Annotated in this window: 21 protein-coding genes; 2 read left to right on the forward strand and 19 right to left on the reverse strand. The window is 41.3% G+C overall.

All coding sequences use genetic code 11. The annotated features are described in order from the left end of the window. Nucleotides 1–18 precede the first annotated feature (18 nt). The 3 genes from cgtA to rplU all read right to left on the reverse strand — a co-directional run bounded on the left by cgtA (nt 19) and on the right by rplU (nt 1,992). Nucleotides 19–1,176 carry an Obg family GTPase CgtA gene (gene cgtA / locus H5058_RS01045; RefSeq protein WP_179806926.1) on the reverse strand — a complete coding sequence of 386 codons (1,158 nt, stop codon included), beginning with the start codon at nt 1,174–1,176 and terminating at the stop codon, nt 19–21. A gap of 230 nt (nt 1,177–1,406) precedes the next feature. Then, nucleotides 1,407–1,664: a 50S ribosomal protein L27 gene (gene rpmA, locus H5058_RS01050; RefSeq protein WP_002957747.1), complete on the reverse strand. Its 258-nt coding sequence runs from the start codon at nt 1,662–1,664 to the stop codon at nt 1,407–1,409. A 16-nt stretch (nt 1,665–1,680) separates the two neighbouring features. Next, a complete protein-coding gene (gene rplU, locus H5058_RS01055; RefSeq protein WP_006794538.1) occupies nt 1,681–1,992 on the reverse strand; it encodes a 50S ribosomal protein L21 in 312 nt (103 codons plus the stop codon). A 422-nt stretch (nt 1,993–2,414) separates the two neighbouring features. Here rplU and ispB point away from each other — a divergent pair, with 422 nt between their 5' ends. Further along, nucleotides 2,415–3,386 carry an octaprenyl diphosphate synthase gene (ispB, locus tag H5058_RS01060; protein ID WP_011329302.1) on the forward strand — a complete coding sequence of 324 codons (972 nt, stop codon included), beginning with the start codon at nt 2,415–2,417 and terminating at the stop codon, nt 3,384–3,386. A gap of 103 nt (nt 3,387–3,489) precedes the next feature. Here the strand turns inward: ispB and mdh are convergent, their stop codons facing one another. Next, the gene (gene mdh, locus H5058_RS01065) at nt 3,490–4,422 is read right to left on the reverse strand and encodes a malate dehydrogenase (protein ID WP_011329303.1); all 933 of its coding nucleotides are present in this window, start codon (nt 4,420–4,422) and stop codon (nt 3,490–3,492) included. Between the two features lie 226 nt (nt 4,423–4,648). Here mdh and argR point away from each other — a divergent pair, with 226 nt between their 5' ends. Then, nucleotides 4,649–5,116, forward strand: coding sequence for a transcriptional regulator ArgR (gene argR, locus H5058_RS01070; protein WP_041454781.1), 468 nt, complete (start codon nt 4,649–4,651; stop codon nt 5,114–5,116). Nucleotides 5,117–5,131: 15 nt separating this feature from the next. On the opposite strand, the gene H5058_RS01075 is transcribed toward argR, so the two are convergent. The 15 genes from H5058_RS01075 to H5058_RS01145 all read right to left on the reverse strand — a co-directional run bounded on the left by H5058_RS01075 (nt 5,132) and on the right by H5058_RS01145 (nt 20,918). Beyond that, nucleotides 5,132–6,031, reverse strand: coding sequence for a Dyp-type peroxidase (locus H5058_RS01075; RefSeq protein ID WP_011329305.1), 900 nt, complete (start codon nt 6,029–6,031; stop codon nt 5,132–5,134). Nucleotides 6,032–6,081: 50 nt separating this feature from the next. Next, complete coding sequence (locus H5058_RS01080; protein ID WP_086997672.1) at nt 6,082–7,131, reverse strand: ABC transporter ATP-binding protein; 1,050 nt, start codon at nt 7,129–7,131, stop codon at nt 6,082–6,084. Beyond that, nucleotides 7,132–8,763, reverse strand: a complete 1,632-nt coding sequence (locus H5058_RS01085; RefSeq protein WP_011329307.1) for an iron ABC transporter permease — start codon at nt 8,761–8,763, stop codon at nt 7,132–7,134. Beyond that, nucleotides 8,764–9,768, reverse strand: coding sequence for a Fe(3+) ABC transporter substrate-binding protein (locus H5058_RS01090; protein WP_011329308.1), 1,005 nt, complete (start codon nt 9,766–9,768; stop codon nt 8,764–8,766). It abuts the gene before it with no gap. A gap of 727 nt (nt 9,769–10,495) precedes the next feature. Further along, nucleotides 10,496–11,923: an NAD-dependent succinate-semialdehyde dehydrogenase gene (locus tag H5058_RS01095; protein ID WP_182676579.1), complete on the reverse strand. Its 1,428-nt coding sequence runs from the start codon at nt 11,921–11,923 to the stop codon at nt 10,496–10,498. A 169-nt stretch (nt 11,924–12,092) separates the two neighbouring features. Further along, entirely contained in the window at nt 12,093–12,431 is a 339-nt protein-coding gene (gene fdx, locus H5058_RS01100; protein WP_011329311.1) for an ISC system 2Fe-2S type ferredoxin, read from the reverse strand. An 11-nt stretch (nt 12,432–12,442) separates the two neighbouring features. Next, nucleotides 12,443–14,305, reverse strand: a complete 1,863-nt coding sequence (gene hscA, locus H5058_RS01105) for a Fe-S protein assembly chaperone HscA (protein WP_182676581.1) — start codon at nt 14,303–14,305, stop codon at nt 12,443–12,445. A 52-nt stretch (nt 14,306–14,357) separates the two neighbouring features. Next, complete coding sequence (hscB, locus tag H5058_RS01110; RefSeq protein WP_041454584.1) at nt 14,358–14,885, reverse strand: co-chaperone HscB; 528 nt, start codon at nt 14,883–14,885, stop codon at nt 14,358–14,360. Nucleotides 14,886–14,997: 112 nt separating this feature from the next. Beyond that, a complete protein-coding gene (iscA, locus tag H5058_RS01115; RefSeq protein WP_011329314.1) occupies nt 14,998–15,321 on the reverse strand; it encodes an iron-sulfur cluster assembly protein IscA in 324 nt (107 codons plus the stop codon). Nucleotides 15,322–15,330: 9 nt separating this feature from the next. Beyond that, nucleotides 15,331–15,714, reverse strand: coding sequence for a Fe-S cluster assembly scaffold IscU (gene iscU / locus H5058_RS01120; protein ID WP_011329315.1), 384 nt, complete (start codon nt 15,712–15,714; stop codon nt 15,331–15,333). Nucleotides 15,715–15,757: 43 nt separating this feature from the next. After that, nucleotides 15,758–16,975: an IscS subfamily cysteine desulfurase gene (locus H5058_RS01125; protein WP_011329316.1), complete on the reverse strand. Its 1,218-nt coding sequence runs from the start codon at nt 16,973–16,975 to the stop codon at nt 15,758–15,760. Between the two features lie 24 nt (nt 16,976–16,999). Next, the gene (iscR, locus tag H5058_RS01130; RefSeq protein WP_011329317.1) at nt 17,000–17,491 is read right to left on the reverse strand and encodes a Fe-S cluster assembly transcriptional regulator IscR; all 492 of its coding nucleotides are present in this window, start codon (nt 17,489–17,491) and stop codon (nt 17,000–17,002) included. 207 nt (nt 17,492–17,698) lie between these two features. After that, the gene (gene trmJ, locus H5058_RS01135; RefSeq protein WP_011329318.1) at nt 17,699–18,424 is read right to left on the reverse strand and encodes a tRNA (cytosine(32)/uridine(32)-2'-O)-methyltransferase TrmJ; all 726 of its coding nucleotides are present in this window, start codon (nt 18,422–18,424) and stop codon (nt 17,699–17,701) included. A 230-nt stretch (nt 18,425–18,654) separates the two neighbouring features. Next, nucleotides 18,655–20,094, reverse strand: a complete 1,440-nt coding sequence (gene tldD, locus H5058_RS01140) for a metalloprotease TldD (protein ID WP_011329320.1) — start codon at nt 20,092–20,094, stop codon at nt 18,655–18,657. After that, the gene (locus H5058_RS01145; RefSeq protein ID WP_179806924.1) at nt 20,091–20,918 is read right to left on the reverse strand and encodes a carbon-nitrogen hydrolase family protein; all 828 of its coding nucleotides are present in this window, start codon (nt 20,916–20,918) and stop codon (nt 20,091–20,093) included. Before H5058_RS01145 ends, tldD begins: the two co-directional genes overlap by 4 nt.

Raw genomic sequence — 20,918 nt, forward strand, 5'->3', positions numbered from 1 at the left:
ATATGTAATTAATTATAATTAACGCTCGTACACAACTTCTACGTCGTAATCATCTTCATTCCACTCATCCCAATCATCATCATCGTCGCTCTTTTTAGCGGCTTTTTGATGATAGGTGTCCCACTTAAACTCAACCTCTTCGTCTATAGTTTCAACGAATTTCTCTTTTGGCATGCTTTCAAGCAATGTCATTACGTCATGAATTAGTGGTTGAGTATTTGATTTATTAATAGCAGAAATACTGTAAATATTTTCAGTTTCGCCTAGCTCTTGTGCAATTTTTTCACATAAAGCTTTTGCTTCGTCAGCTGGTAATAAATCTATTTTATTAAATACCAACCAGCGCGGTTTTTCTGCTAATTTAGGGCTGTACTGATGTAACTCATTAACAATCGCAAATGCATTATCAACTGGATTTGAGCCATCAACTGGCATTACATCAATAATATGCAGTAATATTCTACAGCGCTCTAGGTGTTTCAAAAATTGAATACCTAAACCAGCACCATCCGATGCGCCTTCAATTAAGCCTGGTATATCAGCGATAACAAATGATTTATTAGCTTCAGGACGTACCACACCTAAATTTGGAATAAGCGTCGTAAATGGGTAATCTGCTACTTTTGGTTTTGCTGCCGATACACTACGGATAAAGGTAGACTTACCTGCATTTGGCAAACCTAATAAGCCTACATCTGCTAGTAACAATAACTCTAGTTTAAGGTTGCGTACTTCGCCTTCTGTCCCTAAGGTTTTTTGACGCGGAGCACGGTTTGTACTTGATTTAAAACGCGCATTTCCTAAGCCATGGAAACCGCCTTTTGCCACCAAAATCTTTTGGCCATGTTGGGTTAAATCCCCTAATCCCTCTTGCGTATCAACGTCCATAATACGTGTACCTACAGGCACCATAATAATTAAATCGTCAGACTTTTTACCAGTACAGTTACGGCTGCGGCCATTAGTACCGCGATCTGCTCTATGGAAGCGTTCAAATTGGTAATCAATTAAGGTATTTAAGTTTTCATCCGCTTGTAGATAAACACTACCACCGTCACCACCGTCACCACCGTCAGGCCCACCTTCTGGGATATATTTTTCACGACGGAAAGACACGATACCGGCGCCACCGTCTCCAGCTTCTACGCGAATTTCTACTTCATCTACAAACTTCATGATTACTCACTTTAGGGATTGGCTTGTTAATAACACTATTATATACCCAAGCCAACTTAATACCAATTGGCATAAATATTTGAACCATTTTACGAATTAGATCGCTCTATAACTTCGTTAAAGAGCCCGCTACTTAAACCCATAGGTATAATTGCAGGCTTGGGTATATATTGTAAAATAATGAAAACAAAAAACCCCGCAAAGGCGGGGTTTTTTAACTATCTTACTGATTACTCAGTTACGATAGTTACGTATTTACGGTTTAAAGGACCTTTTTGTTCAAACTGAACTTTACCATCTGCTTTTGCGAAGATAGTGTGGTCTTTACCGATACCTACGTTTGTACCAGGGTGGAAACGAGTTCCACGCTGACGAACAATGATGCTACCCGCTAGAACTGATTCGCCACCAAAACGCTTAACACCTAGGCGTTTGCTTTCTGAATCACGACCGTTACGAGTACTACCAGCTGCTTTTTTATGTGCCATTTCTAAGTACCTCTAATTAAGCGCTAATGCCAGTGATTTTAACTTCTGTGAACCATTGACGATGGCCCATTTGCTTACGAGAATGCTTACGGCGTCTAAATTTAACAACCTTAATCTTCTCACCGCGACCATGTGAAACAACCTCAGCTGTTATCTTACCACCGTTTACGAACGGTACACCAATCTCGATTTTCTCACCATCAGCAACTAAAAGTACTGAATCAAATTCTACTGCTGCACCAGTTTCAACGTCTAATTTTTCAAGACGAATCGTTTGACCTTCAGTCACACGATGCTGTTTACCACCACTTTGGAAAACCGCGTACATAATTAACTCCGTCTGTGCGCCCTCAAATCGACGCAACTAAAATATTCTTCGATAGGGCGCGAAGTTTACGCTACGGCGTAATAACTAGCAAGCCTATTTTGTAATTAAAATGAATAAAAAGTAGCTGCATTGAGAGCAATTCAATATTTCCCCTATTTTATATTAAATAGCCCTTTTGCCAAGCGCTTTTTCACGATTAGTGAAAATAATTTGCCTTAGCTAAACACACACTACAACGGATAATAAATAAACATAAATTACAGCACACTTTGTACGCTAATTAATCAGCTATCTCTCGTATTTAAGTGCTAATTAGCGATGTTAACCGTGTTTTTTCAGGGAATCGTCACAAAATATCGAGCTAGTGCTTTTTTTGTTGTACAATCTGCGCCGTTCACACATAAAAATTGGCTCGGAGATCAATGGATATAAAAGCTATCCAGGCGTTAATCGAAAACGATATGAATGACGTCAATCAACTTATACATGCGCAAATGCGCTCAGATGTGGCGTTAGTTAACCAACTTGGCTTGTATATTGTAAACAGTGGCGGCAAGCGCGTGCGCCCAATGTTGGCAATACTAGCGGCCAGAGCATTGGGTTATCAGGGTAAAGATCATATTACACTTGCAACTATTGTTGAGTTTATTCATACCGCAACACTATTACATGATGATGTTGTTGATGAATCTAACTTACGCCGAGGCACGCCTACAGCAAATGCTGAGTTTGGTAATGCTGCCAGCGTATTAGTGGGCGACTTTATTTACACTCGTTCATTTCAGCTTATGGTTGGCCTTGGTAAAATGCAGGTAATGCAAGTGCTTGCAGATGCAACTAACATTATTGCTGAAGGTGAAGTATTACAGTTAATGAACTGTAATGACCCCGACACCACTGAAGCGAGTTATATGCAGGTTATTTACTCTAAAACCGCTAAGCTATTTGAAGCCGCGACAGGCCTTGCGGCCATTATTACTGAGCAAAACCAAGCTACGCTTGATGCGCTTAACCTATACGGCATGCATTTAGGTACTGCGTTTCAGCTCGTTGATGACGTACTTGATTACAACGCAGATGCAGATCAATTAGGTAAAAATATTGGTGATGATTTAGCCGAAGGGAAACCAACTCTGCCGCTTATTTATGCAATGCAACATGGTAATGAGCAGCAAACACAGCTGATCCGTGACGCTATAGAGCACAGTAATGGCATGGATCATCTTGAAGAAATTTTAGCGGCACTTAAACAAACCAATGCGCTTGAATTTACGATGCAAAAGGCCGAACTTGAAGCCGACAAAGCCATTGCTTGCTTAGACTTTTTAGCTGAGTCTGAATATAAACAAGCACTTGTGAGCCTTGCCCGTATTGCAGTTGATCGCGATCACTAACTTTACTGCCTTTATGTGTAGCTAACCTGGGTGCAGGTTAGCTAAATTCCGAGCAATAAAAAAGCCTGCAAACGCAGGCTTTTTTGTCACTTGATTTTGGCTATTACGCCATGAAATCAACACCTTCTTTGATGTCTTTTTTCAGTGTTTCAAGCATGTCATTTTTTGCTTTTGTTTCAAATGCGCTTAGTTCGCCGTAAGAAAGAATTTCTTCTACGCCGTTTTTACCTAAACGTACTGGGTGTGCAAAGTACTCCGCATCGCCATTTTCAACAGCAACGTACGCGTAATCTACAACGTCTTCACCTTGTAGGCCTTTAACTAAAGACATACAAAAACGAGCTGCTGCTGCACCCATTGATAAAGTAGCTGAACCGCCACCCGCTTTAGCATTTACAACTTCAGTACCCGCATTTTGGATACGTGGAGTAAGTGCTGCAACTTCTTCATCTGTAAAGCTCACGCCTTCAACTTGAGAAAGTAGAGGTAAAATAGTAGTACCTGAGTGGCCACCGATTACAGGAACTTTAACAGTTGCTACGTCTACGCCTTTAAGTTCAGCAACAAATGCTTCTGAACGAATAACGTCAAGCGTAGTAATACCGAATACGCGTTTAGCGTCGTAAGTACCAGCTTTTTTAAATACTTCAGCAACAATTGGTACAGTGCCGTTTACTGGGTTAGTAATAATACCTACTAACGCTTTAGGACAACTTGCAACTATGCCTTCTGCTAACGTTTTGATGATGCCAGCATTTACATTAAATAAATCTGCACGATCCATACCTGGCTTACGTGGCATGCCAGCAGGAATAAGTACGATATCAGCATCTTTAAGCGCTTCATTTAACGCATCAGCGCCAAAGCCAGCTACTTTAACCGCTGTAGGGATATGAGATAGATCAACCGCAACACCTGGAACTACTGGTGCAACATCATATAGTGATAATTCAGAACCAGCTGGTAAGCCTGTTTTTAATAATAAAGACAACGCTTGACCGATACCGCCTGCAGCACCTAATACAGCAACTTTCATTGGAATTCTCCGTGATTTGAGGTAGGAAATATTTATGGCTCTAAGATAAAGAAATTAGCGACTAAAAACAAATTTATCCTGCCTATTTTCGTAATATTTTAGACCATAGTTGTAAAAACATTTGGCCTGAATACAGTAAACTGGCAAGTTAAATAAACAACTGCTGCATAATTATTCGTTTTTGTGTAGAATTTGCGGCATGGATAATAAAAAGCAAATAAAAACTATGCAACCACAAGACAAACAGGAAGCGTTAGTAAAAGCATTTAAAGCGCTTTTAAAAGAAGAAAACTTTGGTTCTCAAGGCGATATAGTAGATTCGTTAAAAGAGCAAGGTTTTGACAATATAAGCCAAAGTAAAGTGTCGCGCATGCTTAGTAAGTTTGGCGCGGTACGAACGCGCAATGCCAAACAAGAAATGGTGTATTGCTTGCCAGCAGAAATGGGCGTACCCACAGCAAAAAGCCCGCTGCGCCAGCTTGTTATTGATATAATGCATAACGAAATGATGATTATTATCCGTACCAGTCCAGGCGCGGCTCAGCTTATTGCGCGTTTACTTGACTCATTAGGTAAAGCCGATGGCGTGTTAGGTACTATAGCTGGCGACGACACTATTTTTATTGCCCCAGCTAAAATATCTGAAATAGACTTAACCCTAGAGCGGGTACGTATTTTATTTGATACGGTTTAGTATTTAAAACATGCGTTATAACTGTTTTAAAAACCCAACTGACGGTGCAAAAAACGCAGACCCCATATCGGCTTGAGTAAAATCAAGCCAATGATCATAGCACTCCCCCTCACCTAAACGACTTTTTAATACCTGTTCAAATGCGGTTCCACTGGCCGAGCAAGTAATTGACAGCATTCCTTGCTCGTAAACATCGCCATAAGGCATGCCTTGATTAAGTAATATTGGCTGGCCTTGCTCATCTTTTAATTCACTGCGTTGTGCATGGCTGGTTTCAAGCGCTGGGGCTATAAGAGTGTTGTCTAAGCGAGTGCGGCCTATTATTTGCTCTTGCTCATCTAGCGATAGATGCTGCCATACGCTTAGATCGTGCTTATAACGTTGCACATGAATATAACTGCCTTGATCCTCAAAGCTACCTGGTTTATTTATTAACGCCGTTGCCCGCTTTTGTCGGCCATGCGGCATTTTGCCACCATAAATAAAACCATTGAAATCGCGACCATCTAAAAATCTAAAATTACGAATTTGTTCCACCAGCTCTACGTCTGGTGCAAATAACTTTAAAATTTGCAGTGCAAATAAATGATTGACGTCTTCGCGGTCTGAACGTATTTGCACAAACAAATCACACGGCTGCACGCTCATTGCGTGTTCATTATGATTTATATTAGGAAAGCTTTGTAGTTCACTGGGGATATACTCTGGCAAAATATGCGGCCAATACTGTGCACCAATAGCCACCATACAAGAAAGCATAGATTCAGAAAACTGATCGCTAAACTCTTCCTCAATAGCGCTTACTTGCTTGAGCTTTGTACGTAATGACTCATCTTGGCCATCAAACACATTAAAAAATAAATGCAAACCGTGTAAGTTTGCTTCAGCACAAATCCCTGATTGCGCTTGTGCCATTGTTATTCCTTAGCTTATAAATAGATAAACACAGCGAATAACAAATTAATTTATGATTCGAAAAAATTCACCGTGTGGGGTTTTATTTTTATTATAACCTGCTCATTTTGAACAAATGACTGGCCATATTGCGCTGCAACTTCTATTTCTTGTTGTGCAATAACTACAGTGTAAACATAAGCCGAACCAATAAAACGACTGCTTAATATGGTGGCGCGTTCACTATGGCTATCTTTTTTATTGTCGCTCATTAGCTCTATTTGATGAGGACGCACATATATTTTTCCTATATTAGCCTGATGCTGGTGCGCAATAACCGACTCAACTAGGCCAAAAGCGGTTTTATATTCAGTTGCTGTTAACACTTCTGCGCTTAAGTATATGCCCTGACCCAGAAACTCTGCAACCTCCTTTGAGCTTGGTTTAGCAAAAAGCTGTTCTGGGGTGCCCTGTTGAGCTATTTTACCCTGGTGCATAATAGCCAGCGTGTCTGCAAATGCAAAAGCCTCTTCCTTTGAGTGGGTAACAAATACTGCCGACACTTGTTGAGTTTTAATTATGCGGCGAATATCGGCAATTAATTCAAAGCGTACTTGAGTGTCTATATTCGAAAACGGCTCATCAAGTAATAGTAAACTTGGTTTGTAAGCAAGTGCACGCGCAATCGCCACGCGCTGTTGTTGCCCACCCGATAACTGATGCGGATACCTGTCGGCGCAGCCAACTAAATGCACCAGCTTAAGCATTTCATCAACGCGCTGTTGCTTTTGCTCTTTACTCATTTTACTTAAGCCAAAAGCAATATTATGTGCCACGGTTAAATGCGGGAATAACGCATAATCTTGAAACATCATGCCAATATTACGATGCTCTGGCGAGATAAATGTATTGGCGTTACTCACCAGCTTACCATCGATAAACACGCTTCCTTGTTGCGTTTCTATTAGCCCTGCAATTGCTTTTAAGGTGGTGGTTTTACCACAACCACTGGCACCTAACAAACACACTATTTCGTTTTTACCTATGGTTAAATTTAGCTCGTGAATAACCTTAGTACCGTTATATTGATAGCTCACGCCTTGTAAAATCAAACTACTCATTTAACTACGTTGCTCCATAGAACGGTTAATAAAATACAGAGGGATAAATCCAACCAGCACAATAAATAATGCCGATATAGAAGCCAGCTCTAATTGCTCATCACTCACATACTGAAACACATGCGTAGCTAAGCTTTCAAAATTAAACGGCCTAAGTAACAAAGCCGTAGGTAGCTCTTTCATGCATTCAATAAACACCAGCAAAGCCGCAGTAAGCAACCCGCGTCTAAGTAGGGGTAAATGCACCAAACGTAACGTATGGCCTTGGCTTTTGCCCATAGATTGGCTAGCCATGTCGAGAGAGGGGCTAATGCGTAAAAAGCTCGACTCAATCGCGCCATGTGCTACTGCGTAAAAACGCACTACATAAGCAAAAATAATGGTAAATACACTGCCAGTGAGTAACAAGCCTATATTTAAGTCGTATGGCTCAAGCACACGGTTTACCGTATTTTCTAACAGCGTAAGCGGTAATAGCACCGCAATAGCCAGTACTGTTCCTGGTAAAGCGTAGCCGGTGCTAGCTAATCGCCCCGGAATAAGTGGATAATTTTGCTTGGCTATACGTTGATAAAACACCACTAATACACTAAGTAACAGCGTTACTACGCTTACTACTATAGCTACCTTTAAACTTTGCCACGCATAGCTAAAAAACTCACTACTCCATGCTTGATCAAAATAAACAATGGCGTACTTTATTAACACAGCGATAGGTATAACAAAGGCAACAATTAAAATCACACTGCAAAATAGCGTTGCCAGCCAAGCCGACTTGCCTTTTAATATATAAAGCGCTTCACTATTTATACCCGACTGACGCTCAAACACCGCTTGATTACGGCGACTAAAGCGCTCCGCCATTAAGGCTAAAAACAATAGTAATAACATCACGCCCGATATTTTAGCTGCAGCGGTTAACGAGTAATAACCAAACCAAGTATCGTATACGGCAGTGGTTAAGGTGCTTACAGCAAAGTAGCTTACTGTGGCAAAGTCAGCCATGGTTTCCATACTAATTAGCGCTAGCGCAGCTACAATTGCGCCGCGCGATAACACTAAGCTCACCCTAAAAAAGCTCTGCCACGACGACAGCCCCATTAACTGGCTAGCCTGTACTAACTTAAAAGACTGCTCACGCAAGGCTGTTTTAAAAATTAAATATAAATAGGGATAAAGCACCAGTGCAAGCATTACAATAGCGCCGGGCAAAGTGCGTATATCAAAAAACCAGTAATCATCCGGCGATTGCCACCCAAACCAGTCTCTGAGAGTATTTTGTACTGGGCCTGCGTAATCAAGCAAGTCGGTATAAACATAGGCAATAATATAGGTAGGCATAGCCAGTGGCAGCATTAACGCCCATTCAAACTGTTTTTTACCCGGGAACTGGCAATAAGCGGTTAGCCAGCCAAGTGGTAAGGCAATAGCACAGCTTAGTACACACACACCTAAAATAAGTAATACGGTATTAGAAATGTAATCCCACAGCACTGTATCCCAAAGATGCGAAAACACCTCTGAGTTACCTTGTAGAGATTCAAATAGCAGAAAAAACAATGGGGTCGACAGTAATAATCCTGTCGACCATGCAAAAAGCTGCCATTTAGACAGCTGAAATTTATAAGTCATTTACAGATCGAATTTCACCTCATCAATTAGCCTTAACGCTAACGGACGATATTTACTAATTTCATCAAGTGGTAAGCTATCTTCTTTAAAGCTTCCCCAAGATGCAACTAAACTTGATAATTCTACGCCTGGCTTAACCGGATATTCCATATTAATTGAAGCGTACATGTTTTGCGCTTTATTGTCGGTCATATACTCTAGGAGTTTCAAGGCATTTTCAGGGTTTTTAGCGTATTTTGTAATAACTGCACCCGACACATTTATATGCGAGCCGCGATTGATTTGGTTCGGAAAGTTAATATTTACCGCTTGTGCCCATTCTTTTTGGGTTTCATCTTGCAGCATTTTACCTAAATAGTAACTATTGCCAAATGCAAGATCGCACAAACCTTCTTTCACTGCTTTTACTTGCGCTCTATCGTTACCTTGTGGTTTACGCGCTAAATTTGCTTTAACTCCCTCAAGCCATACTTTGGTATCTGCTTCACCATGGTGTGCAATCATTGATGCAACTAAACCCAAATTATACGGATGTTTACCAGAGCGAGTACATATTTGCCCTTTATATTTTGGATCGGCCAAATCTTCATAAGTCAGTTCAGGTAGCGCGCCCACACGCTCTTTTGACGAATAAACATTACGTACTCGCTTAGTAAGTGCCACCCACTGGCCGTCGCCATCACGAAATGCCGCAGGCACATTGTTATTAATTGCTTCGCTACTAATAGTTTGCGTTAAATCTAAATCTTCAAGTTGGATTAAGGCGCTAAAATTAGACGTTAATACTAAATCGGCTTTGCTGTGTTTACCTTCGCGCTTAACGCGCTCTATTAAGCCTTTATTAGCAAACACTACATTTGTTTTAATACCAGTTTGTTTGGTAAAGTCATCTAAAATTGGTTTTATTAAAAAAGGCTGTCGAAAAGAATAAATATTAACGGACTCAGTTGCAAAAACGGGTGCCGACACAGCCAAACCAACTACAATTGCGAATACTTTTTTCATATTTCCCACCTGAATAATAACTATTATCAATAATTCTACCGTGCCTTACCCAAAAGTGCACACTTTATATAATCTGATCCTGTTAAAATCGCTAAAATAGAAAACCAACGTAAGACATATCCTACAAACGTGACAGCCAATGATGAAAACACAACATGAAAAACCATAACAAACAAAGTAACCAATTGTTTTAATTAAAGTAAATTATTTTAACTATTACGACTATAGCAATTAATTAGCAACCTATACTTCTTTAAAATATCGTACCGCCTATAATTAACTTAACAACCAAGCAGTGATGCTTAACGAGTAAATGGAAACGGACAACTTACTCGACCAACCAATGATTTAGGTTACTAATACAAAACGGATTTTAGGACAGGCTCTAGGAGAGCAGCACAATGGAATGTCTTAAAGGATAGCATCTGGATGATGCGTAAAGGATAGCAACAAAGGATTTACGTTGTTTTACAGGATGTTGAGGAAATAAAGGATACAGGCAGGAGCGCCTACATTACATAGAACTAAAAAGTAATATTGTAATAACAAGGATTTGTAAGAATTTGGAGTTGATTAAGTTCAATTGCAGGATGCAGAAAATTAGAAGATTCCGCAAGCGCGCCTAGAGATAGAGCGCGCTTTTCTTTGCCTAAAATAAATTGCTCAATGTATTTGTACAGCGCCTTGAAGTTGTTTTACTGCAAGCCGCCAAGAGCATATAAACGGTTTAAATTTTAATACACACGTATTTTTCTTCTAGGTACTCATTTAACCCTTGGTGCCCCCCTTCACGGCCAAGGCCCGATTGCTTAACACCACCAAATGGCGCTACAGGGTTAGAAATAACGCCTTCGTTTACACCAATCATGCCAAACTCAAGACCTTCGCTAATGCGATAAACCTGCTTAATATTTTGGCTGTAAAAATAAGCGGCTAAGCCGTAAGGTACGTCGTTTGCTAGAGTAAGTACTTCGCTTTCATCATCAAAAGGAATAATTGTTAATACTGGACCAAATACTTCTTCATGGTAAATATCCATGTCGGTAGTGACGTTATTTACAATCAACGGGTTTTGAAAGCTGCCACCTAAATCACTGTTATCACCAATCAATACTGCCCCTTTATCTAGTGCGTCTTGTACTAGCTGCTGTACTTTTTCTTTTGCCTTAGGGTAAATAAGCGGGCCGATATCAACATCTGCTGTAAAGCCATTACCGACTTTTAAAGCAGCCACCTTAGGGGTTAGTTTATTTAGTACCGCATCAATAATATTACGCTGAATAAAGATACGGTTTGCAGCAACACAAGCTTGCCCACTATTTCTAAACTTAGCAGCCATTAACCCCTCAATAGCTGCATCGAGGTCTGCATTATCAAAAATAATGAAAGGTGCGTTTCCTCCAAGCTCCATAGAAGTGCGCTTAATAGTACCTGCGCATTGCGCTAATAACTGCTTGCCTACCCCCGTTGATCCGGTAAAAGTAAACTTACGCACTATCTCAGAGTCGGTTAGTATTTTTCCTACTTTTTTAGCATTTTGCGATACTAAGACGTTAAATGCCCCTTTTTCAAACCCTGCTTGATCGGCTAAATAAGCAAGTGCAATAGCGCATAATGGGGTGTGCTCTGAAGGTTTTAATATAAAACTACAACCGGCTGCATAGGCGGGGGCAACTTTACGCGTAATCATAGCAACAGGAAAATTCCATGGCGTGATCCCTGCAACAACTCCTACAGCCTGCTTAAAGCTGGTTAACCTATGGGTGTTGTCGGTAGCAGGTATAACATCGCCATAGCTGCGCTTAGCTTCCTCGGCAAACCATTTTATAAAGCCTGCGCCGTAATCTATTTCGCCCAATGCTTCTTTAAGTGGTTTACCTTGCTCTTTGGTCATTAACTCTGCAAGCGTTTGCTTGTGTTTTATAACTAGCTCATACCAGCGCATCAAGGTTTCGCTTCGCTGCGTAGCATTGGTTGCTTTTAATTTAACAAATGCGCTTTGAGCAGCAACTATTGCATTATTTACACCCTGCTGATCAATATCGCTTACATCAACAATGCTTTTTTCGGTAGCAGGATCATCAACACTAAAGTGTGTGTCTGTTTTATAAAATTCACCATTAATAAACGAGTCAGAAAAAATAAGATTACTCAAAATAAACCTCCAAATTACGTTTAAGGTGTTAGCTTTTAATGCGTGACATAGAGCCAAGGCTAACTTTTTATATAAATCTGCGCGAGGTAAACTCCCGCCTACCCTGCGGTGTACAAACAAAAAAGCCGCTGTATTAAACAGCGGCTTTTATTATATTAATCGTTAAAAGCTAGTGCTCTTCATTAACTATATTAACGTTATACTTAGGTATTTCAACCACTAGGTCTTCATCTCTAATAATAGCTTGGCAACCTAAGCGCGACTCTGGCTCTAAGCCCCATGCTTTATCAAGCATATCGTCTTCTAACTCGTCGCTTTCTTCTAGCGAATCAAAGCCTTCGCGGATCACTAAGTGGCACGTGGTACACGCACATGACTTTTCACATGCGTGAGCAATGCTAATGCCATTTTTAAGGGCAACATCAAGAACCGTTTGACCACTAGGTGCTTCAATTGCAGCGCCATCTGGACACAATTCTGGATGGGGAAGAAAAATAATTTGTGGCATTCTAATCTCTCTTAAATATTGTCTACTGACTGCCCAGTAAGAACTTTTTTAATTGATGCATCCATTCTGCGTGCGGCAAAATCGCTGCTGGCGTTATCCATTTTTTCAATCGCGGTTTTAATCTCGTTTGGTTGCTGCGCATTCTCACGCACTTTTACCAACTCTGCAATTTCAGCTCGTAAATATGCTAGTTGCGCTTCGTCAAGTAAACCACTGTCACTCGCAAGTGATGCCTCTAGTGCTTCAATTACACGTAGTGCTTCTACTTGTTGCTCTTTGAGCATACGCGCTTGCATATCGCCTTTAGCGTTGCTCATTGACTCTTTTAGCATATTAGAGACTTGGTCGTCTGATAAACCAAATGACGGTTTAACTTGAATATCTGCTTGTACGCCTGTCGATTTTTCCATTGCCGATACGCTAAGTAAACCATCGGCGTCTACTTTAAACGTAACCCGAATATGTGCAGCACCCGCAGTCATTGGCGGAATACCTTTTAAACTAAACTTAGCAAGAGAGCGACAATCGTCTACCAATTCGCGCTCACCTTGTAGTACGTGCAACGACATGGCTGTTTGGCCATCTTTAAAAGTAGTAAACTCTTGGGCACGTGCTACTGGAATAGTGGTATTACGTGGAATAATTTTTTCCACCAAGCCACCCATAGTTTCAAGACCTAGCGATAGTGGTAATACATCAAGTAACAACATATCTGAATCAGGTTTATTACCTATTAACACGTCTGCTTGCAACGCAGCGCCTAGCGCTACAACGCGATCGGGATCAATTGACGTTAGTGCTTCTTTATTAAAAAACTCACTAACTTGGCTGCGTACTAATGGCATGCGAGTAGAGCCACCCACCATAATTACTTGCAGCACTTCTTCGTTCTCAATACCAGCATCTTTTACAGCACGGCGACAAGAACGAAGCGTTTTTTTAACGAGTGGTATCGCAAGCTCGTCAAGTTTTTCGCGGGTCACTTCAACCATGTGTTTCTCATCATCAAACTCAAGCCCAACATTAACAGTTAGGTATTGGCTTAATGCTTCTTTACAGGCTTTAGCTTTATTAATAAATAAGCGCAGTACCGCTGGAGATAAAGTGGTTACACCCGTTTGCTGCTTTAAGTAATCCACAATCAGTGAGTCAAAGTCATCGCCGCCTAGGCTTGAGTCGCCACCGGTAGCTAATACTTCAAATACACCTTGGTGCAAGCGCAAAATTGATATATCGAAGGTGCCACCGCCTAAATCGTAAACAGCAATAATACCTTCTTGACCCGAGTCTAAACCATAAGCAACAGCGGCTGCCGTTGGCTCGTTTAATAATCGCAGTACGTTAATACCTGCAAGTTCAGCGGCATCTTTTGTACTTTGGCGCTGAGCGTCATCAAAGTATGCCGGTACAGTAATAACTGCACCTAATATTTCTTGATTACCAAAGCTTTGTTCTGCACGGGCTTTTAATGCAGCTAAAATATGGCTAGATGCTTTAACTGGGCTGATTTTTCCAGCAGCTGTTTCTATGGCAAGTGCACCATCGTGCTGACAAAATTGATACGGTAGTTGCCCATAGCTTTGTTCTATTTCTGCTTGGGTTTTACCTAAAAAGCGCTTAACTGAAATTAGCGTATTAACGGGATCTTGCGTTGCTGATTTTACAGCTTCGCTGCCTACAGTGATCCCACCCGCCTGATAGCGCACTACCGAAGGAAGCATTGCTTCACCTAAGTCATCTGTTAAGGTGCGTGCTTCGCCACTTTGTACCGTGGCTACCAATGAGTTAGTTGTACCTAGGTCAATACCTATGGCTAGTTTATGTTCATGTGGTGCCGCGCTCTGCCCCGGCTCAGCAATTTGCAATAATGCCATAATATTTTTTAAACTCGCTTTACCTTGCTTTATAAATTAGCAAGTTAGGTGATTAGTCATCAAATAAACTGTCTTCAATACGCTCTAGTTCGTCACGTAGTTTATAAACAAATTTTAGTTTACGAACATTATCTGCAGCAGCTTGGTATTGCTGCTCGTCGTTACTTGCTAATTGCTGTGCAAGTTGTGCACTGTATTGTTCGTTAAGTTGCTTGATTTGCTTTTCAAAATTAGCGATTGCAGTGTCAGGATCGCTCGCTGACGTTAGCTCTTCTAACTCTTCGCGAAGTTCCATTTGCTGCATTAAAAATGCCGGATCTTGCAAGGTTTGTTGCTCAGCACGAATATCGACACCCAACTCACTTAACATATATTCGGCACGCTTTACTGGGTGCTTTAATATTTGTAGTGCGTCGTTAATTTCTGCGGCGCTTTGCACGGCCATTAATTTATCGCGACTGCTGGCGTTGGCATGGCGATCGGGGTGCACTGCACGCTGTAGCTCTAAGTAGTGCTTGTTAACTATTACTAAATCAATATTGTAGTCAACTGGTATTGCAAATAACTCAAAATAGCGCATAACTTCAACCAATAATATTCAGAAATTAATTTCAAAAATAACAAAGCCCTACGTTTATTGGCAGGGCTTGTTTTATACCCAAGTAACTTAGGTATTCAAAACACGTTTAAATTTAAACGGTAAAGCTTTCGCCACAACCACACTCGTCAGCTTGATTAGGGTTAGTAAATTTAAACCCTTCATTCAAGCCTTCTTTAGTGTAATCGAGCTGCGTGCCGTCAATGTAAACTAAGCTTTTAGCATCAACAATTAAGGTAACGCCTTTTGCTACAAATGTTTCGTCGTCGTCGTTTAGCTCGTCAACAAACTCAAGTACATAGGCAAGACCTGAACAGCCCGTCGTTTTAATGCCAACGCGCAGGCCTAAACCTTTACCGCGATTTGCTAAAAATGATTGTACGCGGTTTGCTGCCGCATCTGTCAATGTCACTGCCATGGAACTCTCTTACTTCGCTTGTTTACTTTTATAGTTTGCAATTGCTGCTTGAATTGCATCTTCGGCTAAAATTGAACAGTGAATTTTCACTGGTGGTAACTCTAGCTCTGCACTTATATCAGTATTTTTAATAGTCGCTGCTTGCTCTAGTGTTTTGCCTTTAACCCACTCTGTTACCAGTGAAGATGAAGCAATTGCACTACCACAACCATACGTTTTAAATTTAGCATCTTCGATAATACCATCGGCAGATACTTTAATTTGTAACTTCATTACGTCACCACATGCTGGTGCGCCTACCATACCCGTTGCCACTGACGGATCATTTTTGTCTAAAACACCTACGTTACGTGGGTTTTCTACGTGGTCGATTACTTTATCACTGTAAGCCATAATTCTATCCTCACTACCTGCTAGGTATGTACTCGCACTATTATTAGTGGTGAGCCCATTCAACTGAATCTAAATCAATACCTTCTTGATGCATCTCCCAAAGTGGAGACATTTCACGTAGGCGACCGATAGAGTTTTTCATTAATTCAACGGTGTAATCAATCTCTTCTTCGGTGGTAAAACGACCAATACTAAAACGAATTGAGCTATGTGCTAATTCGTCGTTACGGCCAAGTGCACGTAAAACATAAGAAGGCTCTAAGCTTGCTGACGTACAGGCTGAACCTGACGATACTGCAATGTCTTTTACTGCCATTAGTAACGACTCACCTTCAACAAAGTTAAAGCTGATATTTACAATGCCTGGTACTGATTGGTCTTGTGTACCGTTAAAGTACACTTCTTCCATATCACTCATAATACCGTCAATTAAGCGCTTACGTAGGGCGCTTATATGTGCATGGTCTTTTTCGAAATCTTGCTTAGCAACTCTAAACGCTGTACCCATACCCACTAACTGATGCGTAGCAAGTGTGCCAGAGCGCATACCACGTTCGTGGCCGCCACCGTGCATTTGTGCTTCTAGGCGAGCGCGCGGTTTACGACGAACGTAAAGTGCACCAACACCTTTAGGACCATATACTTTGTGGCCTGAGAACGACATAAAATCAACTTTAAGCTGTTGTACGTCAATTAATACTTTACCTGCGCTTTGTGCTGCATCTACGTGGAACATAATTTTACGTTCGCGACACATTTCGCCAATTGTAGCGATATCTTGAATTACACCTAGCTCGTTATTAACATGCATGATGCTTACAAGTACGGTGTCGTCACGCATAGTGTCGGCAAGTTTTTGTAAATCAAGTAGGCCGTTTTCTTCAACGTCCATATAGGTTACTTCAAAACCTTGACGCTCAAGCTCACGACACGTGTCGATTACAGCTTTGTGCTCAGTTTTAGCGGTAATAATATGCTTACCTTTCTTTTTGTAAAACTGTGCTGCGCCTTTTATTGCTAGGTTATTTGATTCAGTTGCACCCGAAGTGAAAACAATTTCACGTGGGTCTGCATTAATTAAATCAGCAACATCGGTACGCGCTTGATCGACCACTTCTTCAGCTTGCCAACCAAACCTATGTGAACGTGACGCAGGATTTCCAAAATTACCGTCCATTGTCAGGCATTGCATCATTTCTTTGGCAACACGTTCGTCAACAGGCGTGGTTGCTGCGTAATCTAAATAAATCGGTAACTTCATTTCTCTCTCCGCTGCAGGTCAACCTTAAAGTTGACAGCTTACTTGAATATTTTCCAACTGCTTAATTGCATCATTAACACTGTTATCTTGGCGTAATGCGATTTCTTTCACATCAGATTTCTCTACCAATTCAGCAAGGGTAATATTATCTAAAAATTCTTCTATTCGTGCGCTTAATTCTGACCACAAATTGTGAGTTAAACAGCGCATACCACTTTGGCAACCTATATCACTTTTTTGGCAACGTGTTGCATCAACTGACTCATCTACTGCATTTATCACATCACCAACAGAAATAGCGTCCGCTTTACGCCCCAATAAATAACCACCGCCAGGGCCGCGAACAGAGCTTACCAAACCGTTTTTACGTAAACGGGCAAACAACTGTTCAAGGTAAGACAAAGAAATTTCTTGTCGCTGTGAAATATCAGCAAGGGCAACAGGACCTACACCTGTGTGCAGTGCAACATCCAGCATAGCTGTAACGGCATACCTGCCTTTTGATGTTAACTTCATAACGCCCTCCGCACAAAAGAGTGCAAATTTTAATTACCAGAGTAAATTAGTCAAGTATTAAAACTTAAAACCAGTTCTTAGCTAAACACGTAATACCTGAGTGTTTTACTCAAGTATTACGTCCTATTGTAATTACCTGAGTAATTTAGTCAAGTATTAGCGCGTTATTTAATCGTAGCTTGTTATAACTAATTGCTATAACCATTATTATTTAGGTATCGACTTATTTATAGAGGTTAAAATACCACGTAAAATGTTCATTTCAGCATCTTCAGGGCGAGCACGATTAAACATACGACGTAACTTGGTCATAACCATGCCTGGGTGTTGCTTAATGATAAACCCAGTATTAAACAGTGTCTCTTCAAGATGCCCGTAAAATAACTCAGTTTGTTTTGAGCTAGGGTAAACGGTGTCATCTTCTTCGGCTATTTTAGGTTGCTGATTTAAAAACGCCATTCGCGTTTCGTAGCATAATGTCTGCACTGCCATAGCTAAATTAAGCGAGCTGTACTCTGGATTTGCCGGAATACATACATGATAATTGCAAAGCTGTAATTCATCGTTGCTCAAGCCGCTATTTTCACGACCAAACACCAAAGCTACCGGGCCATTCACAGCTTCGCTTACTAGCTTTTCACCACATTCACGTGGCTCAACCATAGGCCAAGATAGTGTGCGAGAGCGTGCACTCGTGCCAATAGTTAACGCGCAATCGGCAATTGCATCTGCAACAGTATCAACAATCACAGCATTACCTAAAACATCACTTGCTCCAGCGGCTAATGCACTGGCATGACTGTCGATTTCACACGCTGGGTCGACTAAATAAAGCTTTGATAAGCCCATGGTTTTCATGGCGCGAGCCGCCGAGCCAATATTACCTGAGTGTGATGTGTTAACTAAAACAACGCGAATATCATCTAAGATCATTGCTGTGCTACTTTGTTTGCTGCAAAAAATTGCGCAAATTCTACCATGTAATTAAAAACACGGCTACGATAAGCGCAGCCGTGAATAGGGTTCAGCTCAAAATACAAACCATGTTTAGGTTTATATACCAGCTTATTTAAAGCACACACTTAGTGATCGCAAGCCAACACCCTTTACTTATGTCCAAACACTGCGCTGCTTTTATCTTTTATTAAATCAAATAGCAGTAATTAAGCTGTTCCGCCTACTGTTAACTTGTCTATTTTCAAACTAGGTTGACCCACCCCAACAGGGACGCTTTGGCCGTCTTTACCGCACACGCCAACGCCTTTATCAAGCGCAAGGTCGTTACCTACCATAGATATTTGCTGCATTACTTCTGGGCCGTTACCTATTAAGGTTGCGCCTTTAATTGGTTGGGTAATTTTACCGTTTTCGATTAAATAGGCTTCTGATGCGCTAAATACAAATTTACCTGACGTTATATCAACTTGTCCGCCACCAAAATTAGGCGCAAACACGCCTTTTTTAACACTACTGATAATATCTGCTTGGCTGTGCTCACCGCCTAACATGTAAGTATTGGTCATGCGTGGCATAGGTAAATGTGCGTACGATTCACGGCGTGCGTTACCCGTTGGGCTAACGCCCATTAGGCGCGCGTTCATTTTATCTTGCATGTAGCCTTTTAAAATACCGTTTTCGATAAGTACGTTATAGGCCGCAGGTGTGCCTTCATCGTCTACGTTAAGTGAGCCACGACGATCAGCCATAGTGCCATCATCAACCACAGTACATAGCTCAGACGCTACTTTTTGCCCTACTTTTCCGCTAAACGCCGAGGCGCCTTTACGGTTAAAGTCGCCCTCTAGGCCGTGGCCTACGGCTTCGTGTAATAATACACCTGGCCAGCCATTTCCTAGCACCACTTCCATGGTTCCGGCTGGTGCATCAATGGCTTCTAGGTTCACCTTTGCTTGGCGTACTGCCTCTTCTGCAAACTCCATCCAACGTGGTTTACCCTCGACTAACTCTTTAAAATAACCATAATCTAAACGCGCACCACCACCGGCTCCACCGCGTTCACGACGACCATTTTTTTCAAGTAGTACTGAACAATTTAAACGAATAAGTGGGCGAATATCGGTGGCAAAAGTACCGTCGCTAGCGGCAATAAGTACTTCTTCGTACACGGCCGACATTGAACTTATTACTTGCTCTGCGTCGGGTGCTAGTTCACGAATATAGTTTTCAAGCTCTCGTAACAAATTTACTTTATCGGTATCGCTCATACTTGAAATTGGCTGATGCGGGGCAAACTGCTGCTTTGCAGTTACATCGCTAAATACTTGAATTGATTTATTTTCACCGGCCTCGGCAATACTACGCGCTGCAGTTGCGGCTTTATTAAGTGCTTCAAGGGTGATTGCATCTGAGTACGAAAAACCGGTTTTTTCGCCGCTTACTGCGCGTACACCTACGCCTCGTTCAACATTGTATGAACCTTCTTTTACTAAGCCGTCTTCAAGTACCCATGATTCATGGTGACTTGATTGAAAGTATAAATCAGCGTAATCCACCTTATGTTGATGAATGTAGGCGAGCGTTTTTTCGAGTTCTTCTCGATTTAGCTGGCTGTCGTGTAATAAATGCTGTTCAACCGTATTCATAATAAATGCTCTCTAAATCGTTGATGAGATTGCACTGGCATATCTCGTCGAATTTTGTGTAATTGCTTTAAATCTAACGTGGCGCTTATAAAACCTGTGCCCGTGGGCAACTCACTTAATGTATCTCCCCAAGGAGACAGAACTATACTGTGGCCATAGGTTTGGCGGCCATTTTCATGTGCTCCATATTGCGCTGCAGCAATCACATAACATTGTGTTTCTATTGCACGAGCCGCCAATAAAGGTTGCCAATGGGCTTGTCCGGTCACTACCGTAAAGGCGCTAGGGACTAATATAATTTCTGCGCCTTGGCGTACAAGTTGAGTATATAAAGTACTAAAACGCAGATCATAACATACTGTTAAGCCTATTTTACCAAAGGGAGAGTCGACAACAACAACTTCATTTCCTGCTTGAGTAAAGTCTGATTCTCGATAGCTGGCTGTTGAATCGTCAACTGTTACATCAAATAAATGCATTTTATTGTAGCTGGCAACGAGCTCACCTTGGGCATTAAATAAGTGCGACGCGGCGTAATATTTATTGTCGTTATAAGGTTCTGGCATAGTACCAGCGCTTAACCAAATATTATGCAATTGGCACAGCTCGCTTAACTGCTGCTTATAACGCTCTGCATGCTTAGCCACTTTTAAGGTATCGTTACCCGATTTACTAAACACTAAAAAGGCTTCAGGCAAGCACACTAATAGTGGCCTTGTAGTGGGTAATTGTTGTAACTGATTAACTAGCGTTTGTATGTTTTGCTCAGGATCAACCCCAGAGCACATTTGCAGAGCAATAATTGTCGGAATTGCTTCACTCAT

It is taken from the genome of Pseudoalteromonas sp. SR45-4, assembly GCF_014163535.1.
GTDB classification, from domain to species: domain Bacteria; phylum Pseudomonadota; class Gammaproteobacteria; order Enterobacterales; family Alteromonadaceae; genus Pseudoalteromonas; species Pseudoalteromonas nigrifaciens.